Below are 25,885 nucleotides of genomic sequence, written 5' to 3' on the forward strand. Positions count from 1 at the left end.
CTTGTTATTAGTGTGTTGTCAAAGAACAAACTTTATGAATTAAAACTTATCAAAACTCTTGACTCTTTACATACCAGCGAAGTCGAAGGCTGATTTTACCATACTTTGTCATGGTTCGACAAGCTTGTCCTGAGCCCTGCCGAAGGGCTCACCATGACGTATGTGAGTAAACCCGATAAGCACATATTTTAATTTCATATAGAGGTGAAATATGAAACTGTTTTCAGAACGGTGCATTTTGTTATGTGTATTCGGCTTAGGTAATTATTTATGGGCTCAAGAGCCTGACAGTTCGTCTGCGCTCAAATCAATGATTGAAGCGGAACGGGCATTTGCACGCATGGCTGTAACGCATGGTGTGCGCGATGCTTTTGTGGAAAATCTGTCGGATGACGCAATTATTTTTCGTCCGGGGCCGGTCAAAGGAAGGCCGGTGTGGCAGGAACGAAAACCTCTTGCGCTGATGATACGATGGGAACCGGAATACGTGGATATTGCGGCATCAGGAGATTTTGGGTATTCGACAGGACCTGCGGAATACCTTAGCGTCAAACCGCTTGCACCTGCAATAGGTTACGGTTATTTCATTTCTATCTGGACCAAACAAGCGGATGGGAAATGGAAAGTAGCATTGGACATCGGAACGGAGGCGCCTAAATTGGAGAATACAGATATTAAAATTCATTTTCCTTTTGGCGCGGATGTGAAGAAAATATTTTCTCAAACCAATACGGAAACTGAAAAGACATCGCTTATTGGATTTGATGAAAAATGTAATAAGACTTACACGAAAAATAAAACGGTTGAAGCTTTCCTAAAAAATGTTGCGCCTGAAGCTCGTTTTTATCGTGAGGGAAAATTTCCTGTGTCGGAGATTGATTCGATTAAATTACTTTTGTCAAAAATGGCGGACATTTTCTGGAAACCGATCGATGGCGCCGTAGCAGCTTCCGGCGATATGGCATACACTTACGGTTCGTATAAGATACAAAGTGAAGAAAAACCAGAAGAAGGATATTATTTTCGTACTTGGAAAAGAGATAACACGGAACAATGGAAGATTGTTATCGATGTTTTATCCCCGGTACCGCCTCAAAAGTAAAAAGTTAACTAATTTATGCAATAAAAAAAGGCAATCCCGACTATCAGAATTGCCTTTTTTTCAACTATCAAAAAAACCATCACGGTTTCATCTTTTCCAGATTCGCATCTACACTTCCAGCTGCGATAATATGCAGGTTGTCCGGATCGATGCATTTCTTAATGGCGCCATTTACTTCATCCAGCGTGAGCGCGTTGATTTTATCGGGATACTGATCGAGGAAATCTATCTTAATGTTTCTTTGGGCAATCGATAAAAGTTGTGCCGCCATACCGCCGGTTGTCGACAACGCAACTTTGTACACTCCCGTGATCGTCGTCTTCTTTGCTTTAAGTTCCGCTTCACTCACACCTTTATCAAGCCACATGGATTCTTGTTTCTGCGTTGATTCCAGTCTGCGTTTGCAAAGGTCTGGACTGAAATAAGCGCCGACAAGCCATGCACCGTCGGAGTACGTTTGTCCGGTGATAGTTAAATAAATGCCGTAGGTAAGTCCTTCATTACGAAAAAGCGTGAATAAGTTTCAGTTAAGTCAAAAAAAACGGTATGGAAAATTGGGCAGACTATCTGAAAACCGATTAGCTATCGGATTTCAGATAAGAAAATTGATATTGAACGGTTATAATCGAGGGGTTAACTTCAAATAAATTATTTTATTAGATGATACGCGATTTGTGTAATGAATTGGCGTGAATTTTGATGTATTCTAGTTGTTTTCTTGAATTTAACGGGAGAAAACTGAAATGAATCGTCTAATACTTGGTCTTTCAATTTTGCTATTCTGCGGCTGTATAGATCCCGAAGCGAACATAGGCACACGTGAAAGCCCGGAGTCAGTGCAGCTCAACGGTGATGAAATTCTTATAAAGGGCAGAGTGCAATACGCGGAAATAGAAGGCGGCTTCTATTATATTGCCGGAGAGGACGGGCAGAATTATGATCCGATCAATCTCGAGGATGAGTTCAAACACGTTGGTATTGACGTTGCGTTTATCGCGATAGTTCGGGAAGATCTTGCCAGTTTTCATATGTTCGGGGTGATAATTGAAATTGTCCGCGCGGCCCGTTAATCACAGGAACAAATGTATGAAAAAGAACCTTGCTCAATTCATGAAAATTGCGGCCGTCGCAGTCTTTATCGGCCGATGATAAAATTACTATCGTGATCAACAATTTTGGGGCGGATCAATAACCAAAATGGATTTTTAATTCAATCAGGAGGAGCTATTTATGAATTCAAAACTAGTCAAAATGGCCGTTATGCTATCGTGTGTGATGTACGTCGTTTCCTGCGATTCAGATTCAAAACAAAAAGCATCGCGGAGCGATCTGGACCTCCTGATGCGAAATCAGGTCACCGCTTTGCTTCAGAATCAATTGGGTCTGTTTACCGCCGGAAGCAATTCGTCCGCGATCAGGGAAGGAGGGCCTATGGGATTTTGGTTTTATCCGCCCTGGATGTATTACGGGGCAAGCGCAGGTGCAGGTGCCTCTGCTGAATCGATTGTAACCTATACAGATACATCTTACTATGATGCGGCGTCCGGATACTGGGTCTATCAGTATACCGATTCCACTTTCCAGTGGCGCTGGCGTTATAAGTTTTTACCCCATGACAATGACGGGTTTCCGACAGCTGAAACGGATCAGTATCTTTTCGACGCAACCTATTCAGGGGATTTTGAGGACAGTTATTGGGGAGCCTCATACCGTTATTCCGGACAGACCGATTTTCAGGTCTCGGGTATGAAAGACTGGGTGGACACTCTCAAGAATGGAACCATCGTGTACAAAGGAAGTTCTGAATCTGAGTTCGTTCAAGATTTCGGGCCCGATACGTCGGTCACTTTCTCATATAATGAAACCATTGACAGTGTGATCATGTATGAAAGCGATTGCAGCCCGCGTTCCGGTTCGATAGAATTTCTTATGATGCAGGATGCGACGCCGGATACGTTTGTATTCGTTTACCGATACGACGACAGTACCAAATTTGAAATGCCTTATAAAGACTTCACGTACACGGGCGAGACGATTTTCATGGAAGACGGTGTGCGGTATATTATCGACGGCGAAGAATATTATTATGAAGTTGATTGCGATGGCGGTGTGGTCACCATGGGTAAATCACCAAAACTCAAACTTAAATAATACATTCATGCATCATTTTGTAAAGGTCAGTTCTTCATGCTTCATTATATTCCTGATCGCGTGCTCTTTGATAAGTTGCGATGAGAATAGCATCAAGCCGTTTGAGTCAGGAACCTACGCGTATTACGGGTATGATCTTGACGGTCAAAAAGTTACGGAAGGACGGATAACTGTGACCGTAGAAGATTCTCTTATCGAAGGAACTAAGGACATCGTAGAAATCAATATCGGCGGAACTTATTCAATGGAAGCAGGCGTAGGATTGATCGGCGGCCGAATATCTGAAGATGGCACAATTGAGATATGTTTGCTTGAAACGGACGGTCCTTATATGCTGATTCGCGGACACTATCATGACGATGTGCTAAAAGGCAATCGATACTGGGGTGTATCCGGCGGCGCCCCGGAAACGGCCATTGGAACTTTTACTGCGGAGAAGATACATTAAAAAACTTACTATGCGACGTGAATTTTTAAAACTGACCGTCCTGATTATTTTGGCATCGTTTCTGACAATCATTTGCGAAGAGCGGCAGCCAGAGATTTCACCAGGTTTGTATCCATATCAGGGTTTTGGTGTTGAAGATCAAAAAGTAACAGATTGTGACATAATCATTACCGTGGATAAAACTCTTATTAAAGGTAAAAAAAATATTCAAATCATTACATTGAAAACGGATAGCCAATTAGATGCAGTTGAGGACGGAATTCGATCAGACGGAGCAATCTATATACGTTTGGCTTACAACAAAGGCCCTAACATGATTTTACGAGGACATTTCAAAGACCATGTGTTAAGTGGAAAACGATTTGTTGAAGCATTAGCCGGAACAATATCAACGGGAACATTCAATGGTATGCGATAGCAGCATGCTTGGGAAAAACGAAATGACTGAGATATTAGGAGAACTCGTAAGCAGTAAATAATTTCTTTGCTTAATAATAATCAAAGGACAAAAACAATGAAAAAATATTTATGGCTTTTAAGCGTCGTAACCATACTTGGATGCGATAATCGTTTTATAGATCCATTTAGCGGAGCGTCATCCGGCAAGAGCCAATCCACCGATCTTGACGAACACTTTATTCTGTCAATCGGTGAAACGGCCATCTTTGAAAATGAAGGAGTAAATGTCCGATTTGAATCGGTACCGACCGAGAGCCGTTGTCCCGACGGTGCGTTGTGTTTTTGGGAAGGTGAAGCCATTGTCAAACTGCAAATAGCCAAATCAGGAATGGGCTCAACAACAATTGAGCTCAATACAACCCAACCTCGCATGGCTAAATTTTTTTCATACACCGTTGAACTGTTAGAATTGTCTCCTCATCCAGTATTAGATCAGCAGCTTGATGCATCGGCCTATCGGGCTTCTCTGATTATCAAAAAAGCAAATGATCAGTAGATATAATGACATGAATGAAGCAAGATATTGGCTCATCAGCCATATCGTTGAATCACAAAGTATTTGTTAGTATTGAGATGGCGGATTCAAATGAAGAAAGTAGGTTATGAAAAGGTCAAACATATTACTGCTAATAATTGTGATTCCAATTCAAATATCAGCTCAGACTAATCAGAAAATATCATTTCAATTTGGCGGCGGCTTTACAACACCGGTCTTCACCAATCATCCGGAAGATGGCCGTAGAAACGGGTTTTCATTCAACAGCGCTATTGCGTACGAATTCAATGCATCGTCCGCTTTGATGTTGGATATCGGATATACTTTATTGTCTTATGCGTCTGATCCATACCCGATTTATGCGTGGTTACCGTACTATGAGTTGTCCATCAGTAATCATCATCAGAGTAATTCTTTTTTGGCGATCAGTATGAATATTAAATATAAACCGTGGCCGCAGGACTGGCCGAATACTTATATCGTAGCAGGTTATGGGTGTGTGCGAAGCCGCATGCCCGGTATGAATTATCCTCCAATCTATTTTGAGGGAGACCTGAGAATAAGCGAAAATAAATCTCATATCTTTTACGGCACCTCACACCATATAGGAATTGGTAAAACATTTGAGTTGACAAAAAAATCCGATTTGCTAATTGAAGCGGTGTATAGAGAAAATGAAATGGACGTTTCTGATTATAGAAATTATTATGGCTACAAGCCGGATAAAAGGATAAACTTACGCGACGCATCATTACGAACGGGGATTCTGTTTCGTTTGTGAGTGATGGAAGCCAACAATAATCATTGAATATCACCGAAAGAACGAGTTAAATTATCTGAAGAATTCAAAGCGTCAAGCAAATTCATATGGCTATCCGGTTTTCATTTAGAACGAAGATCATTCTTGTTTTCAGTTTTATCACGATAGGACTGGCGATGATCATGTCGCGGGTGAGTTATTATACGGTCAAGGAGATTTACCTGAGCCAACTTTCCGATCAATTGTTGTTGACCACGCGCATAGTCATGAGCCGATTTAGCGGACAATATCTTCGCTATTTGAATCCGCTGGAAAAAAATACGTTAGCTGCGTCGTACTATGCGGATTATTTGAATGAGCAGCAAAAAACTCTTCAACTTGAAAGCGTTTCTATTTTTAACGTTCGGATGCAAACACTAATTTCTACCGATAGCTTGAACGGGCTAGGTGGTGTCGAACCTATTCTGCTTATGCATAGAACGGAAATTGAAAATCTGCAAAAAGAACAATTTGCGGCGTCTCTTCCGTTTAAGGGCGAAGACGGGCGTTGGTATTTGTGGGGGTTTTACCGCATTGATGGGTCCCATTGGTTATACGTTCGTGAAAATGCAGATCGTATGGCCGGCGTGGAAGAATTATCACTGATATTCTGGGGCATTGGTTTGAGCGGAGTAACGTTTACGCTGATCGGCGGCTGGTTCCTCGCGCGCACGTTGGCGCGGCCTATTGACAAACTGGTTCATTTCAGCCGGGAACTTGGAAAAGGAGAGTGGGAAACGCCTGTTCCGCAGGATATTAAAGGTGAACTTGCGTCGCTTTCGTATGCGATGCATCTCATGCGCGAAAACCTGGTAACCCGTCAAAAGGAAAAAGAAACGATTTTAGCGCACATCGCTCATGAAATTCGCAATCCGCTCGGAGGTATTGAATTATTTACCGGATTGATAAAGGAGGATATAGGGAATACGCAAAAAAACACAGAGTATATTCAAAAAATATTGGATGAAATCGGTGGTTTGAAATCTTTGATCAATAATTATCTAAATTTCGGCAGGCCATCAGTTGCAAACCCTGAAAACGTAGTCATCGCCGATGCAGTTACCGAAGTATTGCATGTATTACAGAATATGATCAAAGAAAAAAATATAACTATCCAAAGCCAGGCTGAGGCGAGCATGCGGTTTGATAAAAACCATTTACGGCATATCTTGATCAATGTACTTACCAATGCCGTTCAAGCTGTTGATCCGGGCGGGCATATTTCCATTTCATTTCTTCGCAAGGGCAATGAAAACCAATTAACTATATCGGACGACGGCCCCGGAATCAGGCAAGATACGATCCTCACGGTCTTTGAACCTTTTTTTACAACGCATAGTAACGGAACGGGACTCGGACTTGCTATTTGTAAGAAATTATGTGAAGAAAACGGCGCGTCTATTTCAGTTAAAAATAATCCAGCTAAAGGATGCACTTTTATGATAACAACGTTTGGCACTCATGATTGAGTAAATATGAATGAAAATGAGATTATAGTTATTGAGGATAATGCCTCGATGCGTTTAGGGATGGTGGAAAGCCTCCGTCGCGACGGATTTAACGTGTTTGAATTTGAATCCGGGGCTGATGCGTTGGAGTTTTTTCATAAGCACCCGGTTGAACTCGTCATCACGGACTTGAAAATGGAGCCTATGGACGGAACAGAGATTCTCAAAAAAATAAAAGAGATTCAACCGTCGGCATCGGTGATGGTCGTATCCGCATTTGGGACTGTCAATACGGCGGTCGAAGCAATGCAACTCGGCGCCGCAGATTTTATGACGAAACCGTTTTCATCGGAAGAACTTCGGGTTCGCGTTCGCCGTATCATGGAAAAAAATCAGCAGGAAAAAATTTTAGTGCGCCTGAAAGAAGAGAATACTTTACTACAGGATGAAATATTCAAGAATTACGGAGAGATCGTCGGGCATTCGGAATCGATAAAAAAAGTATTCGAATGGATCGATCGTGTTGCGCATGAAAACAGTACGGTGTTGATCGAAGGCGAAAGCGGAACCGGAAAAGAACTGGTGGCGCGCGCATTGCACATCAAGAGTAACCGAAGGGATAAACCGTTTGTGAAAGTCAATTGCGGCGCGCTGAGCGATACCTTGCTGGAGAGTGAATTGTTTGGACATGAAAAAGGCGCTTTTACCGGCGCGATTCGCAGGAAAAAAGGCCGGTTTGAATTGGCCGATGGCGGCACGATATTTCTTGATGAGATCGGCGATGTATCAGGAGCGATGCAGGTAAAACTATTACGCGTTTTGCAGGAAAGAGAGTTTGAAAGAGTGGGCGGTGAGGAAACATTATCGGTCGATGTTCGAATTATTTCCGCGACCCACCGCGTTTTGTCCAAGCTCATTCATGAAGAAAAGTTCAGGGAAGATCTTTATTACCGATTGAGGGTCATTCCGATCACGCTGCCGCCCTTGCGGGAACGTAAAGAAGATATCCCGGTTTTGGCCGAGCATTTTTTGAAAAAATTTGCTGATAATAAAAATGAAAAACCTAAAGTTATTAATCCGGCGGGTATGAATCTGCTCTCACAGTATAGCTGGCCTGGGAATATCCGCGAACTGCAAAACCTGCTTGAGCGGTTATGCGTAATTTCGGAATCTTTGCAAATTGATAATACGCTTATAGCTCAGCACCTTAGCGGAACGATGAAAAATTTTACGCCCGGCTTTGATCATCTTCCGTTAGGCGAAGCCCTTGAAAATTTTGAAAAGAATCTCATTGTTCATGCGCTGAAAAAAAGTGATTATGTGAAGAATCGGGCGGCCAAACTGCTGGGTATACGAACGAGTTCGTTATATTATAAGATGGAGAAATTTGGATTATTATGACAAAAGCGATTTTACTTTGCTTAATATGTTTGTTGGTTTCGACGGTTGTCCACGGACAAACAGTTGGCGAATTGGAAAAACAATTCCGTTTACTGAATCAATCAATTCAGGCAGAACAGGCCGTATTGGATTCCTTAAACGCTTTAATGGAAAATAAGGCGAAAGACATAGAAAGCGAAAAAAAAAGCGCTGCGCCTGATCAGGACAAGATCATTAAATCGATGTCGCATGCGGTAACTCTATCCAATCAAATTAAAGAATATCAAAAAAATATCGCAGCCGGTCGTTTAGAAGCCGAAGATTGCAGAATCCGTCTTGAGCGTTTTTACACAAAAACGATTGATTCTCTCAGGCAAATGGATCGGAGCGGAAAATACGAGGGCGACAAATACGAGTTGCGAAATCAAATATTGATATGGACGGAAAAACGCATCTTCATTACACCATTGGTGAGCACGTTGAGCTTTGACCCTCAGAAAGTGCAACGAATTGAATTGACCGACGCATCCGATCCGACGGATAAAGCAATGATGGAAGACTACATAAAAAAAGCACTAAAAGAAATTGACTCACACATCATGGTTGTCACGGCAACGCGCAAAGAATATGAAGAGATGGCTGATCTGCGCCGGAGAACAACGGAGTTTATTAATGAAGCCTATGAGCAAGGCCGTATCAGTTCTATGGCACGCTCACAGACATTTAAAAATATCGGAACTGATATTCTGGGAAACCCAATTGGTCAGGGTTTTACTGCCGTTCATGTACGTTCTGTGGCCGGTTTGATGCAACAACTAAATACCGGCTGGTTAATGTCGCCTGGCAACGCATCGTTAACTTCAACTAATACGGGTATTGCACAGGAAGAATACATTCAATTATTGAAACAAGCTGAAAACTTATTAAGAACCTACCGTGAGATAGTGCAAAAAAAACTTAAATGATTTGATTAGTAATTTCGCGCGTCCTAAATTCCGCTACGTATAGTGAAATAAACACCGCCGTAAAAGTGAATCAAAAAAAGCTTCTGCGTCTTATTTTCTTCCTGGCATGGAGTGTTGTTTTATTTCCGGAACTCCGTGCGGGCGGATGGGACTGGAAAGCAGGCACAGAAGGTGGATATTTTCGGGCCGGAGAAGAAAATAATTCCAAGAGCATAAAATATATTGGCGCTTTTTCAGGCTCCGTCCGTTTTGATCACGTATACGACAAAAATGCCTACCTTATTCAATTTCGATTACGACCGGAAGTCTACGGCCCGCAAGGCAATAATTATTCAATCAATGCTTCGGCTACAGGCCAGTATCAAAGAAGATGGGGTGACATAGACATCAATGCCGGTATCTCAGCACGCATGCAAAATTACCAATTACATTCTAATCGCCTTAACATAAACACATTTCAGTTATTTACTTCGACGAACCGGTATATTCATACGCGTATATCTGCAGGTATCGATGGCGTTTATAACAAAGTGGTCTTGTCGGGCATTGCGAAAAACACCATTTCCTCATGGTCGGTTATTCCCAAGACGCGCTACTTCATGTCTGACTTCGCCAATGTGTCGGCCGGAATCCTGCTGGAATCGTACCGGGCGCACACCGATGATGTTATGTTCACGACACGATCAAATAAAGGCTGGCGATTTGGCCCGGAATTAAGTTATGAATATTCAAAAAATTGGCTTATTCGCACAAAGTATCTTCCTTCAAAACGCTTTTCAAATTCAAAAACTGAGGCGCATATTGAGCATGAAATTAATATCGTTGTTGGAAAAAATTTGACAACGCATTGGTCAATATTTATGTTAGCGGATTATTATATCTCAGCTAATGATTCCAGCGCCCAAAATGTAGTCTATACGCAGACCAATTATGAAAATCGTATTCACGCGAAACTGGTGTATAACTGGAAAAAAAGTTATTCTGTGTATGTAAAATTAGCCTATACAAAAAATGAACTGATTTACGAAAATGTTACTTTGTCCGGCATGCAGGCATCCGTCGGAATTGAAATTCAGAAATAGCTCATGTAAAAAAAATACGCTTGTCGGCCGTATCTGCTTGACAGGAAAAGGGTCTAAAATATTAGATATACCTTCTCGTATTTTAAGTATCCATACGCATTAACGACGCAATACACGGTCTTCATTCTTATCTTGAAATAGCAGTGCTTGTATATTAAATTAGACTATATTTCTTTAGAAGACACCCACTCATGTTTATTAATACAACAAAAACTAACAGGAGGCATTTATGAAAAACTTAATTAAGATAGGCTCAATTCTATTTGCGTTCAGCTTCGTTTCTTTTGTGGGATGCGGTGACGACGAATTAAAGCCTGAAAATTTTGCCAGCCAGGAGGACGCCCAGGCTGCTTTGTATGACAGCGAAGAAGAAATCTTCCTTGCTCTGTCTGAATTAAGGAGCGTTGCGGATGTTGCTGCAACTTTTGACGGCTCAAGGCCTGACGATTTCGAATTTTTTAAGAGCAATCGTTCTAAGACTCTAGGCAAGAAGCATTCTCCTCATACTTTTGGATACAATACCCAAACAGGCTATTGGACGTTTGACACCACCGCAAGCGATCAAGGCCTTTCGTTTTTCTTTAATGGAAAGATCAGGTTTACACCTCGGGATGCCATAACGGGTTTACCAAATGAAACCACAAATACGATGGATTACGATGTATCCGCATCTATAAGCGAGACTGAAGGAGAATCGTTTATCGAACTAAGTTACGATGCCGATCTTGTTGTAACCGGTATTGCCGCTTTTCGTGCCGCGACAGGCAATGCGACATTCAACGGTTCAAACAAAGTGAGTTTTTCATTGGACGTAACATTGGAATCGGACCATATTGTATTCGATTATGATCATTCCTACAAGATCAAGAGTGTTGTGGTTGATCCGACGTCAAGTTACCCACAAAGCGGATCGTTTGAATTTACAATCAAGCGTGATATCAACGCCTCCGGATTCGGGTCAAATTTTTATGTAGCCGGATCTATCACATTTGATGGGACGAATATCGCGGTGCTGGAGTTTGGCGGTTATACATTCCATATAGATTTGGATGGTCCGTATATTGTAGAACTTGATTAGTAGTAATTGGATTTGCTGAATTGTATTGGTCGCTCGGTTTTGTCAAACCGGGCGGCTTTTTTATTATCCGCCGATCTTTGCTCGTTGGGTCAGATATTCCAGTAGCGCAACGTCAAACGAAGTGCGCGTATCGAGCAAAACATAGTCAATTTTATTTTCACGGCATTCTTTTCGGTAGCTTTCGATAAATGCCTGCATCTGTTCGCGGTAGCTGGATCGTATATGCCACGGCTGTGTAGTGATACGTTCCTTGGTTTCTATATCTTCAAACACCACGTCGCCGCTGTAAGCCAGTTCGCGCTCCTGCGGATCCAAAACATGAAAAACAATCACTTCATGCCTGCGATGGCGAAAATGTTTTAGTCCGGCCATAATCTTCTGCGGATCGTCAAAAAGATCACTGATCAGGATAATTAGCCCGCGCCTTTTAATACGCTCAGCAATTTCATGTAAGGTCGGCGCCAGGTCAGTGTCCTCATGGTCCCGAATGTTCTGCAGATTCTCTTCTAATATTCTTAAATACCCCATCGTCGCGCGGGGCGGCATATACTTCCTGATCTTCTTGTCAAACAACACCAAACCCGTTGCATCCTTTTGATGAATCATCAAATAGGCGAGCGATGCGGCAAGATACGAACTGTATTCAAGTTTAGTGATCGCTGAGGAAGCAAACGTCATGGATCCGCTTGTGTCCAGAAGGATATAGGTTTTAAGATTTGTCTCTTCTTCATAGCGTTTAACGTAATAACGCGAAGTACGGCCGTACACTTTCCAGTCAATAGTACGAATTTCATCGCCGGGCATATATTGCCGGTGTTCTGCGAACTCGACACTGAAACCGTGATAGGGGCTTTTGTGCAAACCGGTGATGAAACCCTCGACGACCAATCGCGCTTTAATTTCCATATTGGAAAGTTTGGCTACTACATCCGGTTGTAAGTACTTTTGAGTTTCTGACGTCACGTTTCCTCTTCTGTTAAGTCAAATATAATATAATAAACAGCCAATTTCCACAACGATGTGCCTTGAAATCGTTGATACAACATGGCCGGTTGTTTACAACAACGTCATTTTGTAAAAATCTTTTGAAATCTAAAGAAGAGACTCACTGGTAGGAGCACTATTTTATCATTGTGGCGAAAGAATATATAAACGGAATTTTCTCGTTTTGCTGTTTGCACCAATATCATTTTGTAAAAATCTCTTAAAATTAAAGAAGAGACTCCCAGATAGAGGGCAAAATTTCATTAACGCGGTGAGGAAATAATATATAAACTGAGCTTTTCGTTCTAATGAATTTTTTATTTGGAACAAAAAAGATTCTTTCGGAATGACATTCAGGGGTCCGTAAGAGTTATCGATACGGAATGTCTTTGCCCTCGGCGATCAGTTTTGACCATTTGATGTATCTTTGAAGACGGTAAGTAAGCCTGAATGCGGCGGTATGAAAAGCCTGAACTTTTGAAACGGCCATTTCGTTGTTTATGGATTCGAGTTGCCGTTCGAAACCGGGCAGAATCACGTCTTTGAAATATTTTTTATACAACAGATTGCTTTCTTTGAAATCTCCGTTAGTATAGCTGTAAATGTCATACCATGACGAGACTGCGCCCAGGCTGAAATAAGTATTCGTTGACGTGATTACCTCATCTATTCCGTTTCCGTCAACGTCCCGAACTTCTGCAAAGGGTCCGAATCCGGCGGCCCGGTAATTTTCACCGTCGTGAAACAAGATCACGGTACTATTTTTGCCCCATTCATTACCGTATTCAATGAATCGCAGAAAAACATCAAAACCGGGTTTATCGTCGATATTGACGATCCGGATATCGGATGGATGAAACGAATTTTCTGAATACGTTTTTGTTAAAACGGTTTTGTATTTTCCATCATGTAATTGTAACACTTTAAAAAATATTTTTTCTCTTTCATCCGGAGTGGCCTGGCTCATACAAATGACAAGGAGTTCGTCTTCGCCGTCGCCGTTGATGTCTATGTAATATCCCATATCTTCACCGATATAGGCAAGCGAGCGGTGAGGAGTCTCCATGAGATTGATCAAGCCCATCGAGAGTAACTCATTCTGGCGCAAGATTTTAAATTTATGATGAAACGAATGCACGATTCGCTGATACGTGCTGTCCGGTTTTCCAATGCTGAATATTTCAATATTTGAGACGAATTCATCGCCTGCAAAGGCGGCGGGGAAATAGGTCAGCGTGGCGGTTGGATCCATGCTTTTACCAACCCAATTTTCTTTGACAGCAGTAAAATCGTAAGTCAAATCAACTTTCGGACTTATCCGGATGCCGCGCGTCCCGCTTGCAGATGTGACAGAATCTAAATTGGCCGAAGCATCTATCAAATAGGGATGGCGATCCTGAAAATATTCAAAAACGTATTCGTCGATCGGCATGGAAATCATTGACGAAATTTCAGGAAGGGCTTTAATTGAGATAAAACGATTGGAGGTAGGATCATAGAGCTCGACGCCAAAAGAATTTTCTTTAGTTTCCCAGTTCACCGGAACGTCAACCGTGTATCCGTATTTTACGTTGGAATACGTACCCCACGCCGTTGGTTTGGACTCCATTCGTACGTACTGAACGGGATGGCAAACCAGGAAATTAAAAATAACAAAAAGAATTATGGCCGACAAAAGAAAGGCCAACTTATAACTGAGGCTTCTTACGCTCATACGTCACGCGCCGTGGTTTTAGAATCTATTTAAAATATAGATTACTAGCGCAATTGAGAAAGGCAATCAAACAGGGCAGGGTCAAACAATTCATGATCGCTGGTCTTGATGAGTAGATTGTGAAACAGTTCTGATTCTCTTCCCAAAAATAAACCCGCGATGATCGGCGCACCGCTGGCGCGAAACGCATGCGCGAGCGAAACGTCAAAAGTTGAACTGAAATCCAATACAAGATCAAATTGTTTATCCTTCCAATTCTCTAAAATATTCTTTCTTAAGATTCCCCAGAAGCCGATATCTTCTTTTCTTACGACATTCATACGATCCGGCGGGACGGACGATTGCAAAAAATTCCGGTTTGCAGCGGGTAATCTTTCTACAAGCACATATTCCAGATGTGCGTCGGGGAAGCAGTTTTTAACGCGTTCCTGAATGTACTGAACACGCTGTTCAGATACCGAATCCGGAATATAGATTAGCACACGTTTTGTCAGTCCCACGATCGAACGGTAATTGATAACCTCGGCCGGTTTTTCGAACCGTGAAGACCAGATCAAAAATTTTGTGAAAAGGGATTTCCCGATGTTTCCAAACATACAGGTCCTTTATAATCGGACGTCCACGTAAAATTTGGACCGGATTTGTGCAATCCACTTTTCCATTTCTTTGAATTGTTTCTGACGAAGCGCCATACTTTCAATATTCTGCCAGTCTTCTTTTAAATTAAGCTTACGCTGTTCCCGTTTATCGTTAAGTTTCAGAATGTGAAACCCGAAATTCGTTTCGAACGGCTGTGAAATTTCGCCGATAGCGAGCGACTGGCTGACTTTTAAGAAACTTTTATCCTGAAACGTTGCGATTTCTATCCATCCCAAATTACCTAAGTTGCCTTTTTTTGCGGGATCGTCGGAGTACTGCAGGGCGGCTTTCTCAAAGGAAATTTTGTCGTCCACAATTTCCTGTCGAATTTTTTCCAACCGCTCTTTTGCAGCCGTTTTGTCCTGCGGGGTCGTCGGTACGCCGATCAGGATGTGCCGAACATGAATTTTCTCTACATTTTTTTCGATCATCTGGATGATATGGTATCCGAATTCCGTACGAACCACGTCAGAAATCTCCCCGGGTTCCAGCCGCACGGCAGCTTCCGCAAATTCCTTCACAAAATCCGTTCGATTGTACCAGCCCAGATCGCCGCCCTTTTTTCCTGAGCCAGGATCGCCTGAAAATATTCTTGCAAGCTGCGCGAAGTCGGCGCCTTTTCGGATGGAGTCTAATAAGATGACCGCTGTCTTTCTTGATTCTTCAAATGCCTCTTTGCCCGGCTTTATTTCTATTAGGATCTGACTGATATTAATAGATGTTCCGACTTCCGGCAGACTGTCTTTATTATTTTCAAAGAAATTTTCAACCTCAGATCGTGATATCTTAAAGTCATTAAATCTCGAAGACTGAATCCTTTGAGTCAAAAGTTGTTTCTTTACGTTTGCCCGGTATAATTTTCGAATTTCTTTAATGGATTTACCCAGATATTTTTCTAATTCCTGTTCACCCCCGGCCTGCTGAGCGCGTTCCTGTATCTGCTGATCAAGCGTTTGTTCGACCTGAGTATCGTCGATGACGATACTGTCGAGTTTTGCCTGGGCAAGTAGAATTTTCTGATTGATCAATGCCTCAAGAACTCTTTTCTCAATTTTTGCAAATTCGTCAGGATCGGACTGCGGTGTGATTTTCAGATTCTGCGCTTCGAAGTACACGTATTGCTGCAGTTCTGATGCAAGGATTACTTCGTCATCTACCACGGCGACTACTTTATCAATAAGTTGACGCTGCGCGAAAAGTTGAGATGCGATCAAAAAGGTTAATGTGAATAAGAATCGGGACATTCAGTTCATTCCTTTGATTAAGGGGGTGATTAGTTTAGATCGACCCAGACCGATTTGACCTGAGTATAAAATTCATAAATGGCTTCCATACCGCATTCGCGCGTAAATCCAGACATTTTGTAGCCGCCGTAAGGCATTGCGGCGTCATACATATTGTAGGTGTTAATCCAAACGGTGCCGGCTTTTATCTTTTTTGCAAGGGTGTGCGCTTTTTTTATGTCACGCGTCCAGATGCCTGCGGCTAACCCATAATAGGTTTGATTTGCTTTTAAGACGGCATCGTCAAAATTTTTGAATCGCATAGTTGACAGCACCGGGCCGAATATTTCCTCCGTGGCAATTTTCATTTTTTGTTCTACTTGTGAAAACACGGTTGGCTGAAAAAAATATCCGTCATTTCCGATTCGATTTCCTCCGGCAAGAAGTTTGGCTCCCTCTGATTTTCCGGATTCGACGTACTGCATAACCTTGTTGAGCTGTATGTCAGAAGTGAGCGGGCCCAGTTTGGTCTCAGGATTAAGAGGGTCGCCCGGAACCATTTTTTCGGCGCGTGCCGCGAGTTTTTCTATGAATTCATCGTGAATAGTTTCTTCGATAAGTAACCGCGATCCGGCCGTGCATACTTCGCCTTTATTGTAAAAGATTGCAGCAGCAGCCATTTTCACTGTAGTATCGATGTCAGTGTCTGCAAAAATGATATTTGGAGATTTTCCGCCGAGTTCAAGCGACAATCGTTTCATCGTCAGCGATGCAGTGCGCATGATCTCCTGTCCGGTCGAAGTGGAACCAGTGAATGCAATGCCGTCAATATCCGGATGATCTACCAATGCGGCGCCTGCAGTCTTTCCGTATCCGGTAACCACGTTAAAAACGCCTTCGGGCAGGCCGGATTCGGCAACGAGTTCGGCTAATTTAAGTGTGCTAAGCGGCGTGAATTCAGACGGTTTTACTACCACGGTATTTCCAGCGGCGAGGGCGGCAGCAATTTTTCGTGCAGCGGTGATCAAAGGAAAATTCCACGGAATGATCAGGCCAATGACTCCAAGAGGTTCCCGAAGAGTATAGTTAAAATAATTTCCGTTAACCGGAATGGTCTCGCCTTCGATTTTTGATGCGGCTCCTGCATAATATGCAAAAATGTCAACCGTGACAGGTACTTCAATATTTTTCGTTTCTGAAATTGGTTTGCCGCAATCAATCGTTTCGAGGTAGGCAAGTTCGTCGGCATTTTTTGAAATTAGTTCACTGATCTTCCAAAGGTATTTTCCACGCCGGCTTCCGCTGGTTTTTGACCATTTACTCCCATCATCAAAAGCTTTTCGCGCAGCTGCGACAGCGACATCGATGTCGGCCTTGTCTCCCTCTGAGATTTGCGACAGCGATTTTCCAGTAGCAGGGTTGATTGTATCGAATTTCGTGCCGGAAATACTGTCTATATAATTATTGTTAATAAATAATTTAGTGTTCTTTATTTCAAAAGTCTTAACATTGGCGGGCGAGTTCATTTTACCTCTGAGTAATAATGAAAAATGATGAGTAGATATAGCATTTACAGTGACATAACCTAAAAAGGAAACGATACAAAGTCAAGCATTTTTAGCTCTATTAACAAGTTATAAACATAGGTGTAAAGATAAGTTTACGGAGATTTATGATAGATTTTAGCGTGTAAAATGAAGATTATCAAACGCAGTGAAAAGCACTCTTAATTGGGAAACTTTTCACTGCATTTGAATAGTATGTAAATCTAATTCATTGCTTTATATCGTTCCAGATTTTGTTCAAATTCTTTCCGCATTCTGGATTTTTCGGGTATCAGCTTTACTGCCAGTTCGCCAAACCTCACAGCATTCGGCTTGTCGCCCGACAATTCGCATAAATTGGCAATCGTATCTGCTTTGTACGCATCCTGCTCGCTTGCGGGCGTGTCATTCCACACCCGAATCAGTGCATGTGCAAATTCCGACGGCGCGATCTTCAATTCAAACGCCGTCCAGCCGACGTTGTTAAGGTCATCTAATGATGCAGTTGGATTATTTTTTAACCAGTTGCGTAAAACTTTATCCGCCATGGGCAAATCATTCCATTTCTGGTACCAACTTGCCGCTTTGCTGACGTCGGAGGCTGCATTCATATCCAAAGAGGCAATGGCTTTATACGTTTCTTCTTTGGTTGCATGATCAGTTAATAACTTGATCTGCTCCAGTTTGGCGGAAAGATTCTTTTTGACGTTGTCATTCGCGAGTTCATATCGCCTCATAAAAAGATCCCAGGCTTTTTCTTTTTGTCCGTTCCGTGCAAAATAAAACGAAAGATCAACCATCAGATTTAGAGCAGGTTCTGCATTGGGAAATTGCTGAATAAATTCTTCCGCATACGATGCTTTATTTGCCGCTTTTCCATAGTAGAGTTGGTTGACAGCATAATTGGCCATTAGATCCATTGTTTCCTTTTTTTCACGATTCTTATCGGCATCCAGAGCGAAACGGTAATACGGCTCTGCGGCGGGTATGTCGTAGACCATAAAATAATTGGCTATTTTCACGGCAGGTGAAAATGTTTTTTCCTTTTCAAAACTCTCAATCCACTTCGGAAGAACGTCTTTTCCTTCGATAATCCGGTCAATCTCTTTCAGGTAATGAGTGAAATCCGGGTCGTATCCGATCTTTCTCTCGATTTCTTTTCCCGATGCATCGGTAAAAACCACACTTGGATACACCCGAATGTTGTATTTGTTAGCTATGTCAATACCTTCTCCCTTTTCCGCATCAATTTTATAACAAACCATTTTCTCAGTATAGGCTTTAAACAAATCGCTTTGATAAATATTCTTGTCAAGAAGTTTACATGGGCCGCACCAGGTCGTAAAAAAATCAATCATGACAATTTGATTTTTTTGTTTGGCAGCATTGAATGCTGACGCTGCGTCGCCGTTATGAAAACCGGGAATCGTTTCTCCGCCAAATACAGAATATGGCGACAGAAGAAAACCCAACAAAAAAAGAATATTTTTTTTCATAAGTTCCTTTCTTTAAATCATGCCTTTACAACGTATTATTTGTTCTTTGGTTTCAGTTCTTTTTCATGAACGGTATATGTCCAAATCAACTTACCATTGGAATCAAAAGTTTCCATGGTCAATTTACGGTCGTTTCTTTTTCCTGAAAACCGGAGCATGCCGAAATTATGGAAATCGGTAACAAGGGTATTTGGGACCAATTGTGGATTTGAAAGTTTATTGGGAGCACTCAAACCGCTGGTAAATGGCGAAGAAGTAAAATCATATAATGTATAAAAGTCAGGCAATTCCGTCTTCAATAATTCCGTATGATGTACATCGCCGCTGAGGAATAAGACTCCGGAAATATTATTGTTCTTTATAAAATTCAAAATGTCCGCGCGTTCCTTCTTGTAAAAATTATACGATTCATAGGCCGTGTTCTCGTTCAATACCTGGTTGCCGCACACGATGACTTTAAAAGTTGCCTCGCTGCTCAACAGGCAGTCTTTGAGCCATGCCAGTTGTTCGTTGCCCAACATGGTTTTTGTGCCGTCATCTTCGGCTTTATCCGGAGAACGGTGAAATCGGTCATCAAGCATAAAGAAATCCGCATCGCTCCACCGGAACTGGAAAAATACGCCGGGCGTTGAAGGAGATCCGTAATTCGGATTACCCCAGTACAACTTGAAAGCTTCCAACGTTTTGTACTTATGAGGATACGTACGATCGCAATTATTGTAACCGAAGTCATGATCATCCCATATCGCGTATTGATGGGTAGAGGACAAAAGCCGCTTTAACTCAGGCAATGCGCGCGTGTGACGGTTACGGTGGAGAATGCCGCTCCAGCTGTTCCAGTCTACTTCCCGCAAATACGTATTATCGCCGAGCCATAACATAATATCCGGGTTCTTATCCGCAATGGCCTCTAGGATTTCGTAATGGCTGCCGTAGGGTGTGCCGGGCCGGTCATAAATGGGTTCATTTACGTAAAGGCAGGAACCGAAAGCGGCATAAAAATCCTGCGGATCGGTTCTCCATTCCCAAAGACTTTGCGTTTGAAACGTGAACGGATAATTATGATCAATAGGATCCTTATTGATCAGTACCTCGTAGTCGTACTTCGTTCCCGGCTCCAGATCGCCAACGGCTATGTGTGCAATAAAATCATTTTCTTTTACAGTGACGATCGCATCGGTCGTTTTTGAAATTTTGGATACGGGCCGATCACGGGAAATTTGGCTCTTGTCCCAGTACCTAATCTGAACTTTTGCCGACTTCCTGGTCTGTACCCAAACCATGACTTCACGCTTTTCAGAATAACCCAACATAGGTCCGGATTGTAGCAGATCGTTTTGCGCTTTGACTGTAAACGACACGAAGCTGAGCATGCATATCAAAATTAACAATCGCATAATGGTAACTCCTTGCAGTTAGATCATGTGCACCCATATTAATAGAATCATTCTAATTTTACAACATCAAAAAGTCCTTCCGAGATTGACATAATACTTTTTATTGAAAGTGTCGGAAAATGAGCATCCAAGGTACAGCGGTCCGACGATCGTATCTATGCCCAATAATATCGAGTATGAATACTTTAAATCGTTTGTGCTAATCGATTGATTGGTATTCCATGCATTGCCGGTTTCGGCAACAAGTCCTGCATAAATCCCTTCGGAATACGGCGAGGAACTTTTTGCCAAATGAAACATGTAAATCGCGCTTCCGTACAGATAACGATCCCCGGTGATTTGTCGGGGGTTGTATGCTGATAAATGAAGAAACCCACCCAGCATCCATTGGTCGTAAACGGGAAGACGTGAACCAAGACTGGAGCCGCCTTCCAACGACAATATCCACGTGTGTTTTCCGGCCGTGAGTGTTTTCAAATAGCCAAGGCGCAAACCCCGGTAGTTTGAATCAGCGCCAAGCGATTTGCGGGACGAGTAATACTGCACAATTGAGCTGCTGCCGAATTTTGGAAAATTTGGATCGTCCAAATTATCAAATTGTAATCGAGCTAAAATACCTGCTCCTCTTATGGTGACGTCAGGCAGATTTGATCCGACGGTTGCAGATGCTTGCCCATACGTCCGGGCGAGCCCAATCCGCCCTTCCACAGAATTGCTTATGGCGATACCGAGATCGGATCCAATGCGAAATTGGTATGCGGAATAAGTTGCCATAGCATCCGGTGACTGAGGTGAGAAAACGTTTGCCTGAAATTTTTCAGCAGAAAAACTTGGTGCAACGAAAAAAATTCCGTGATGGTGGAGAGGCTGATAAAATTCCGTCTCATATTTTGGAAAATCTCCAATCCGCAATAAATGTTTCCATTCTGCTCCGCGCGTATTAAGTTTCGTCATTCTGTAAAGAGTCAGCACGTTTACAGATCCTGCCCCTTCAAGATCCATTGACATCACCAGGCCAAATCGAAGATAATTTGGGCCCCATGACTTTCGTCTTCCGTTTATCTGAAGTGCATAGTGTCCGCTTTCCTCAAGCAGGTTAAAATCAACCTGTTCGTAGTCGCCCAATTCATATATGTCGTTAATGTCTTTCCGGAGTTGTGCAAGATCAAGAGGTCTACCGAGGCTGGTCTTAAGGCGATGGTATACTCGCCGGTCGTTCCGTAGATCGCCGCCCAATTGGATGTAATCAATCTGCATGGATTGCAGCGTGCGCGCATTTTTCATGTTCAAAAACGCGGCATATTCCTCAATAGAAACAGAATATCTGCTAAGCGATTCTGCAGCCGATCGCGCGGCTTCTTCACCGATACGGATTGATTCTGCGAACCGCATGAAATCGCTGCTCCCGATATCGCCCAGTTCCGGCCTGATCAGAACGTCTTTTTCATTTAAGGTAGCTACTTGTTCATCTACTCTCTTCTGTGTAAGCACATTGAAAACCTGAACGGTAATACCCATGATGGAACTGAGTTCATCCCGTTTTAGGAGCGGTTCTCCTACATCTACAGCGATTATAATATCGGCGCCCATCGCACGGACAACGTCGACCGGAACATTATCTACTAATGCTCCATCAACCAGGATCATTCCGTTTATTTCTACAGGTGAAAATACGGATGGAACGGACATGCTCGCCCTCATTGCCGAAGGCAGATTCCCATTGGCAAGTATGACCATCTCGCCGTTTTCTATGTTAGTTGCAACGGCGCGAAACGGTATCGGCAGTTTGTCGAAATCCGAAATTCCCGCAACGGCCAGCGTTTGTGTTCTTAGCACGAAACTCAATTTTTGTCCGGCAATCAGACCCCTTGGGAAAAAAATTTTTCCGTCATTGAATCCCACTTCAAAGCCCATGAGGTTGAGATTATCCTCTTCCTTTCTGCGGAAGGATCGGTAGTCACGGGAAGGTTTATCGTTTAATACATCACGCCAATCCAAGGTTCGTGTTAGCGTCTCAATCTCTTCGACGGACATGCCGGCTGCGAACAGGCCGCCGGCAATTGCCCCCATGCTTGTCCCCGCAATATAATCCACGGGTATGCGTAATTCTTTAAGGACATTCAGGACACCGACGTGAGCCAGACCGCGGGCTCCGCCGCCGCCGAGAACCAAACCGATTTTCGGGCGAGGCATTGGTTCAGGGAAATCGCCGGCTCGAAGATCAGACGTCTGTATAATACATACTATGAGGATACAGCCTAGAATTGGGGTAATATGGGCAGACATGATACAATGATAGTTTGCAAAAAATCGATTTAATCAGGACGGCTGAATTTAGCCATTTAATTAAAATAAAACCAAACAAAAATGCGGCAATAACCCATTGGATAAGTGAGTATTGCATTGATTAGGGCACACTGGTTTGAAAACTATTCGTAGCGAAGGGCATCGATCACATGCGAATTTGCGGCTTTCCAGGCGGGATAAAATCCGAAGAAAATTCCAATGGCCACCGAAAGGCCGAAACTGAGGAGAATCGACTCCGAAGTAATAACGACCGACCACCCGGCATTGTACTGTAGGAATAGAGCAGCGCCTGTTCCGGCGAGTATACCGATACATCCGCCCAGCAAACAGATCATAAGTGCTTCGATAAGAAACTGCGCTAAAATATCGCGACGTTTGGCGCCGATGGCTTTTCGAATTCCGATTTCTTTAGTGCGTTCCGTAACGGAGACGACCATGATATTCATAATACCAATACCGCCGACGATCAGGGAAATGGCTGCAATAGATGCAAGAAGAAGCGACAACGTCGCGCTCGTTTCCTGCGCGGTAGCCACGATATCCGACATATTACGGATGCTGAAATCATTTTCCTGGTCGGAGCGGAGGCGATGCTGACGGCGTAACGTGCGTTCGATATCAAACGTCACTTCCTCCTGAGGCGCCTGGTCTTTAAACATGACAGCAATGGAATTAACATAGTCTAACCCAAACAACCGCAGTTGAGCGGTGGTCAGGGGGATAACGATCTGATCGTCCTGATCCTGCATGCCGGTGGAGCCTTTTTTCTCGAACTGTCCGATGACGTGAAAGTTCTGGTTGTTTATCCTTATAGTTTGTCCGACCGGTGAGGTTCGCTCAAATATCTGGTCTGCAACGGTCTGGCCGACTACGGCAACTTTCGCTTTTGCGCGCAGTTCATCTTCGTTAAAAAAACGGCCTTTAGCCAGAGTGTAATTGCGAACGCGGGGATAACTTGTTGAAGCGCCAATGACGCTGGAATTGACGTTTTTATTTTCAAATTTGATTTGGGAGTTACGTGACAGTTCGGGCGAAAAATCCTGAACCCATTCTGATCGCGCTTTAATCGCGTCTCCGTCTTCCGTTGTCAGCGTGATGGAACTGCCCGCGGCGAGCACGGTGCGGCCCACACTCTGCGCACCGGGACGCACGATGAGCAAATTCGTACCGAGATTTTTCATGCGCTCATTGATTCGCCGCCGCGACCCTTCGCCGATGGCAACCATAGTGATCACCGCGCCAACCCCGATTATGATACCCAGCATGGTGAGCAAACTGCGGAGGCGGTTAGACCTTAACGCCATATATGCCGTCAATATACTTTCCCAGAAATTCATTGGGTTCCTCTCATTAGCGGCCGATGCCACCTGAGCGTTCTTTCAGTCTTTCTTTGAATCGTTCACTTTCCTGACGCGCTTGCGAGAATTGTACGAGCACCACCTTGGTTGAATCGGATAAACCGCTTAGGACTTCCGATTCATCGAAATTGCTCAGGCCAATGTGAACAGGCCGCAGGCGTAATTCGCTTCCTTCCTGCACTACTGCAAACTTTAGTTGACTTGCCGCGCCGGAGGCTTCGCCGCCGGATGATTTTTTTTGCTTTGACTTACCCCGCCCTGTGCTATTAGTATCTTGATCTCTTAATCTTTCAGGCATAATGATTCCGGCAGATTTTAAGACGCGTAAATCGTTCTCAACATCATTCTTAGTGCGAAGCAGTTCATTTGAGATGAGCAGAATATTATCTCTTCCGGCAATATCGATGGTAATCGTAGTATTCATTCCGGCTTTAAGCTTATTGGCTTTGTTCGGTACCAGAATGACCACGTCGAATGTGGTTACATTTTGCAGAACAGTGGACTGTGCAGCAACGCGAATTACTTTTCCAGTAAACGTTTCTCTGGGATACGCATCTGCAATAATATGCGCGGTGAGGCCGATCTGTACACTGCCGATATCTACCTCGTCCACGGCCGCGATGACGTAAACTTCATCCATATTTGCGATACGCGCAATCGCCGTTCCGCCGCCGGCATTGGAAACTGCAGAGGACACGATTTGTCCGGCGGACACATTCCGGGACAGCACAAGGCCGTTGATCGGCGATAAAACGATCGTTTCAGCTAATTTCTGTCGCGCGAGCAGGAGATTGGCTTGAGCCTTGATGAGAGACGATTTGGATCCTACATAAGTGACGAAAGTTTGATCGTAATCTTGTTGTGATAACAACGTTTTAGCAAAGAGATCCTGCGCGCGCTTCCAGTTGTTTTCCTGTTGAATCAGCACGGCGGCGGCAAGTTGCGAATCGGCAAGTGCCTGCTCAAATGCATTGCGGGTATCGGTTTGATCCAATTTAGCGATTAATTGTCCTACACGAACAGGATCGCTCGCCTCAATAGGAATTTTCTCGACAATGCCGCTGGCTTTGGATTTGATTTCAATAACGTTGATCGGCGTTACTGAGCCCGTTGCAGAGACGGAAATATTCAGATCGCCGCGTTTCAAGTTCATGGGCCTTATCACTATGGCGTTGCTTGCAGTATCGGGTATTTCGGAATTGTTATTTCCGGCGATAAATAAAAAGTACAGCACTGCAAGCGTAACGAACGCGAGAAAACCATAAATCAGTTTTTTTTTCATCGTTCAAATCACAATATATATGGGTGGCATTTAGTTCAAGTAATTAATAAAACAATTAGACATTAGTTTTACATATTGGTTTAACAAAAAATCAAAATATGAAAACGCATCTAAAAATAGAAAAGCATCTGCACGGGCGTAACAGATGCTTTTTCTGACGATCAATAATTACAAAAACCTATAATTTCAGTTTTGCAATATTTTCTTTGACATCCTGAGCCGATTTGTCCAGTTCTTTTTGTTCTTCCGGAGTCAATTTGATCTGGATGATCTGCTCGACGCCTTTTTTGCCTAATTTTACCGGCACGCCGCAGAATACATCTTTTTGTCCGTATTCGCCCTGGAGCCATACGGCGCATGGCAGAATACGTTTCTGATCTCGTACGATGGATTCGATCATCTCTACGGCAGATGCCGATGGCGCATAATAGGCGGAACCGGTTCCGAGTAGTTTAACGATCTCAGCGCCGCCATTACGCGTGCGGTCCACAATGCGGTCGATCGTTGCCTTGTCCATCAGATCGGGCAGAGGA

24 protein-coding genes are annotated in these 25,885 nt (G+C 43.3%); 12 read left to right on the forward strand and 12 right to left on the reverse strand.

Annotated features, from left to right (window positions below):
* Positions 1 to 211 precede the first annotated feature (211 nt).
* A complete protein-coding gene (locus tag F9K33_14715; GenBank protein ID KAB2877988.1) occupies positions 212 to 1,102 on the forward strand; it encodes a nuclear transport factor 2 family protein in 891 nt (296 codons plus the stop codon).
* A 79-nt stretch (positions 1,103 to 1,181) separates the two neighbouring features.
* Here the strand turns inward: F9K33_14715 and F9K33_14720 are convergent, their stop codons facing one another.
* Positions 1,182 to 1,469 carry an insulinase family protein gene (locus F9K33_14720; protein KAB2877989.1) on the reverse strand — a complete coding sequence of 96 codons (288 nt, stop codon included), beginning with the start codon at positions 1,467 to 1,469 and terminating at the stop codon, positions 1,182 to 1,184.
* A 376-nt stretch (positions 1,470 to 1,845) separates the two neighbouring features.
* On the opposite strand from F9K33_14720, the gene F9K33_14725 reads away from it, so the two are divergent.
* The 11 genes from F9K33_14725 to F9K33_14775 all read left to right on the forward strand — a co-directional run bounded on the left by F9K33_14725 (position 1,846) and on the right by F9K33_14775 (position 11,408).
* On the forward strand, positions 1,846 to 2,172 hold the full coding sequence (locus F9K33_14725) for a hypothetical protein (GenBank protein KAB2877990.1): 327 nt from the start codon (positions 1,846 to 1,848) through the stop codon (positions 2,170 to 2,172).
* A 160-nt stretch (positions 2,173 to 2,332) separates the two neighbouring features.
* Positions 2,333 to 3,253: a hypothetical protein gene (locus F9K33_14730; GenBank protein KAB2877991.1), complete on the forward strand. Its 921-nt coding sequence runs from the start codon at positions 2,333 to 2,335 to the stop codon at positions 3,251 to 3,253.
* Positions 3,254 to 3,260: 7 nt separating this feature from the next.
* A complete protein-coding gene (locus tag F9K33_14735) occupies positions 3,261 to 3,701 on the forward strand; it encodes a hypothetical protein (protein ID KAB2877992.1) in 441 nt (146 codons plus the stop codon).
* A 10-nt stretch (positions 3,702 to 3,711) separates the two neighbouring features.
* Positions 3,712 to 4,119: a hypothetical protein gene (locus F9K33_14740; GenBank protein ID KAB2877993.1), complete on the forward strand. Its 408-nt coding sequence runs from the start codon at positions 3,712 to 3,714 to the stop codon at positions 4,117 to 4,119.
* A gap of 96 nt (positions 4,120 to 4,215) precedes the next feature.
* Positions 4,216 to 4,656 carry a hypothetical protein gene (locus tag F9K33_14745; GenBank protein KAB2877994.1) on the forward strand — a complete coding sequence of 147 codons (441 nt, stop codon included), beginning with the start codon at positions 4,216 to 4,218 and terminating at the stop codon, positions 4,654 to 4,656.
* 106 nt (positions 4,657 to 4,762) lie between these two features.
* Positions 4,763 to 5,437: a hypothetical protein gene (locus F9K33_14750; GenBank protein ID KAB2877995.1), complete on the forward strand. Its 675-nt coding sequence runs from the start codon at positions 4,763 to 4,765 to the stop codon at positions 5,435 to 5,437.
* Between the two features lie 86 nt (positions 5,438 to 5,523).
* Positions 5,524 to 6,924 carry a HAMP domain-containing histidine kinase gene (locus F9K33_14755; protein ID KAB2877996.1) on the forward strand — a complete coding sequence of 467 codons (1,401 nt, stop codon included), beginning with the start codon at positions 5,524 to 5,526 and terminating at the stop codon, positions 6,922 to 6,924.
* 6 nt (positions 6,925 to 6,930) lie between these two features.
* On the forward strand, positions 6,931 to 8,304 hold the full coding sequence (locus tag F9K33_14760; protein ID KAB2877997.1) for a sigma-54-dependent Fis family transcriptional regulator: 1,374 nt from the start codon (positions 6,931 to 6,933) through the stop codon (positions 8,302 to 8,304).
* The gene (locus tag F9K33_14765) at positions 8,301 to 9,248 is read left to right on the forward strand and encodes a hypothetical protein (protein ID KAB2877998.1); all 948 of its coding nucleotides are present in this window, start codon (positions 8,301 to 8,303) and stop codon (positions 9,246 to 9,248) included. The genes F9K33_14760 and F9K33_14765 overlap by 4 nt, the downstream gene beginning before the upstream one ends.
* Positions 9,249 to 9,313: 65 nt before the next feature.
* Positions 9,314 to 10,330 carry a hypothetical protein gene (locus F9K33_14770; GenBank protein KAB2877999.1) on the forward strand — a complete coding sequence of 339 codons (1,017 nt, stop codon included), beginning with the start codon at positions 9,314 to 9,316 and terminating at the stop codon, positions 10,328 to 10,330.
* A 229-nt stretch (positions 10,331 to 10,559) separates the two neighbouring features.
* Entirely contained in the window at positions 10,560 to 11,408 is an 849-nt protein-coding gene (locus tag F9K33_14775; GenBank protein KAB2878000.1) for a hypothetical protein, read from the forward strand.
* Between the two features lie 63 nt (positions 11,409 to 11,471).
* Here F9K33_14775 and F9K33_14780 read toward each other — a convergent pair whose 3' ends face one another.
* The 11 genes from F9K33_14780 to F9K33_14830 all read right to left on the reverse strand — a co-directional run.
* Positions 11,472 to 12,314: a DUF58 domain-containing protein gene (locus F9K33_14780; protein KAB2878011.1), complete on the reverse strand. Its 843-nt coding sequence runs from the start codon at positions 12,312 to 12,314 to the stop codon at positions 11,472 to 11,474.
* Between the two features lie 448 nt (positions 12,315 to 12,762).
* Complete coding sequence (locus tag F9K33_14785; GenBank protein KAB2878001.1) at positions 12,763 to 14,106, reverse strand: hypothetical protein; 1,344 nt, start codon at positions 14,104 to 14,106, stop codon at positions 12,763 to 12,765.
* Between the two features lie 44 nt (positions 14,107 to 14,150).
* Positions 14,151 to 14,702: a hypothetical protein gene (locus tag F9K33_14790; GenBank protein ID KAB2878002.1), complete on the reverse strand. Its 552-nt coding sequence runs from the start codon at positions 14,700 to 14,702 to the stop codon at positions 14,151 to 14,153.
* Between the two features lie 9 nt (positions 14,703 to 14,711).
* Positions 14,712 to 15,989 carry a hypothetical protein gene (locus tag F9K33_14795; protein KAB2878003.1) on the reverse strand — a complete coding sequence of 426 codons (1,278 nt, stop codon included), beginning with the start codon at positions 15,987 to 15,989 and terminating at the stop codon, positions 14,712 to 14,714.
* Between the two features lie 29 nt (positions 15,990 to 16,018).
* Entirely contained in the window at positions 16,019 to 17,494 is a 1,476-nt protein-coding gene (locus F9K33_14800) for an aldehyde dehydrogenase family protein (GenBank protein KAB2878004.1), read from the reverse strand.
* 242 nt (positions 17,495 to 17,736) lie between these two features.
* Positions 17,737 to 19,008, reverse strand: a complete 1,272-nt coding sequence (locus F9K33_14805; GenBank protein ID KAB2878005.1) for a thioredoxin fold domain-containing protein — start codon at positions 19,006 to 19,008, stop codon at positions 17,737 to 17,739.
* 35 nt (positions 19,009 to 19,043) lie between these two features.
* Complete coding sequence (locus F9K33_14810) at positions 19,044 to 20,405, reverse strand: alkaline phosphatase family protein (protein KAB2878006.1); 1,362 nt, start codon at positions 20,403 to 20,405, stop codon at positions 19,044 to 19,046.
* A gap of 66 nt (positions 20,406 to 20,471) precedes the next feature.
* Positions 20,472 to 22,691: a BamA/TamA family outer membrane protein gene (locus F9K33_14815; protein ID KAB2878007.1), complete on the reverse strand. Its 2,220-nt coding sequence runs from the start codon at positions 22,689 to 22,691 to the stop codon at positions 20,472 to 20,474.
* Positions 22,692 to 22,834: 143 nt separating this feature from the next.
* Positions 22,835 to 24,049: an FtsX-like permease family protein gene (locus F9K33_14820; protein KAB2878008.1), complete on the reverse strand. Its 1,215-nt coding sequence runs from the start codon at positions 24,047 to 24,049 to the stop codon at positions 22,835 to 22,837.
* A 13-nt stretch (positions 24,050 to 24,062) separates the two neighbouring features.
* The gene (locus F9K33_14825) at positions 24,063 to 25,352 is read right to left on the reverse strand and encodes an efflux RND transporter periplasmic adaptor subunit (protein ID KAB2878009.1); all 1,290 of its coding nucleotides are present in this window, start codon (positions 25,350 to 25,352) and stop codon (positions 24,063 to 24,065) included.
* Between the two features lie 178 nt (positions 25,353 to 25,530).
* On the reverse strand, positions 25,531 to 25,885 hold a 355-nt coding region (locus tag F9K33_14830; GenBank protein KAB2878010.1), incomplete at its 5' end, for a malate dehydrogenase.

Source organism: bacterium, from assembly GCA_008933615.1.
Lineage (GTDB): Bacteria > CLD3 > CLD3 > SB21 > SB21 > SB21.

Bases quoted from the DNA above. Each gene is read 5' to 3' on its own strand.
- F9K33_14715 (KAB2877988.1), top strand. From the start codon at position 212: ATGAAACTGTTTTCAGAACGGTGCATTTTGTTATGTGTATTCGGCTTA.
- F9K33_14720 (KAB2877989.1), bottom strand. From the start codon at position 1,469: ATGTGGCTTGATAAAGGTGTGAGTGAAGCGGAACTTAAAGCAAAGAAG.
- F9K33_14725 (KAB2877990.1), top strand. From the start codon at position 1,846: ATGAATCGTCTAATACTTGGTCTTTCAATTTTGCTATTCTGCGGCTGT.
- F9K33_14730 (KAB2877991.1), top strand. From the start codon at position 2,333: ATGAATTCAAAACTAGTCAAAATGGCCGTTATGCTATCGTGTGTGATG.
- F9K33_14735 (KAB2877992.1), top strand. From the start codon at position 3,261: ATGCATCATTTTGTAAAGGTCAGTTCTTCATGCTTCATTATATTCCTG.
- F9K33_14740 (KAB2877993.1), top strand. From the start codon at position 3,712: ATGCGACGTGAATTTTTAAAACTGACCGTCCTGATTATTTTGGCATCG.
- F9K33_14745 (KAB2877994.1), top strand. From the start codon at position 4,216: ATGAAAAAATATTTATGGCTTTTAAGCGTCGTAACCATACTTGGATGC.
- F9K33_14750 (KAB2877995.1), top strand. From the start codon at position 4,763: ATGAAAAGGTCAAACATATTACTGCTAATAATTGTGATTCCAATTCAA.
- F9K33_14755 (KAB2877996.1), top strand. From the start codon at position 5,524: ATGGCTATCCGGTTTTCATTTAGAACGAAGATCATTCTTGTTTTCAGT.
- F9K33_14760 (KAB2877997.1), top strand. From the start codon at position 6,931: ATGAATGAAAATGAGATTATAGTTATTGAGGATAATGCCTCGATGCGT.
- F9K33_14765 (KAB2877998.1), top strand. From the start codon at position 8,301: ATGACAAAAGCGATTTTACTTTGCTTAATATGTTTGTTGGTTTCGACG.
- F9K33_14775 (KAB2878000.1), top strand. From the start codon at position 10,560: ATGAAAAACTTAATTAAGATAGGCTCAATTCTATTTGCGTTCAGCTTC.
- F9K33_14780 (KAB2878011.1), bottom strand. From the start codon at position 12,314: ATGGAAATTAAAGCGCGATTGGTCGTCGAGGGTTTCATCACCGGTTTG.
- F9K33_14785 (KAB2878001.1), bottom strand. From the start codon at position 14,106: ATGAGCGTAAGAAGCCTCAGTTATAAGTTGGCCTTTCTTTTGTCGGCC.
- F9K33_14790 (KAB2878002.1), bottom strand. From the start codon at position 14,702: ATGTTTGGAAACATCGGGAAATCCCTTTTCACAAAATTTTTGATCTGG.
- F9K33_14795 (KAB2878003.1), bottom strand. From the start codon at position 15,989: ATGTCCCGATTCTTATTCACATTAACCTTTTTGATCGCATCTCAACTT.
- F9K33_14800 (KAB2878004.1), bottom strand. From the start codon at position 17,494: ATGAACTCGCCCGCCAATGTTAAGACTTTTGAAATAAAGAACACTAAA.
- F9K33_14805 (KAB2878005.1), bottom strand. From the start codon at position 19,008: ATGAAAAAAAATATTCTTTTTTTGTTGGGTTTTCTTCTGTCGCCATAT.
- F9K33_14810 (KAB2878006.1), bottom strand. From the start codon at position 20,405: ATGCGATTGTTAATTTTGATATGCATGCTCAGCTTCGTGTCGTTTACA.
- F9K33_14815 (KAB2878007.1), bottom strand. From the start codon at position 22,691: ATGTCTGCCCATATTACCCCAATTCTAGGCTGTATCCTCATAGTATGT.
- F9K33_14820 (KAB2878008.1), bottom strand. From the start codon at position 24,049: ATGAATTTCTGGGAAAGTATATTGACGGCATATATGGCGTTAAGGTCT.
- F9K33_14825 (KAB2878009.1), bottom strand. From the start codon at position 25,352: ATGAAAAAAAAACTGATTTATGGTTTTCTCGCGTTCGTTACGCTTGCA.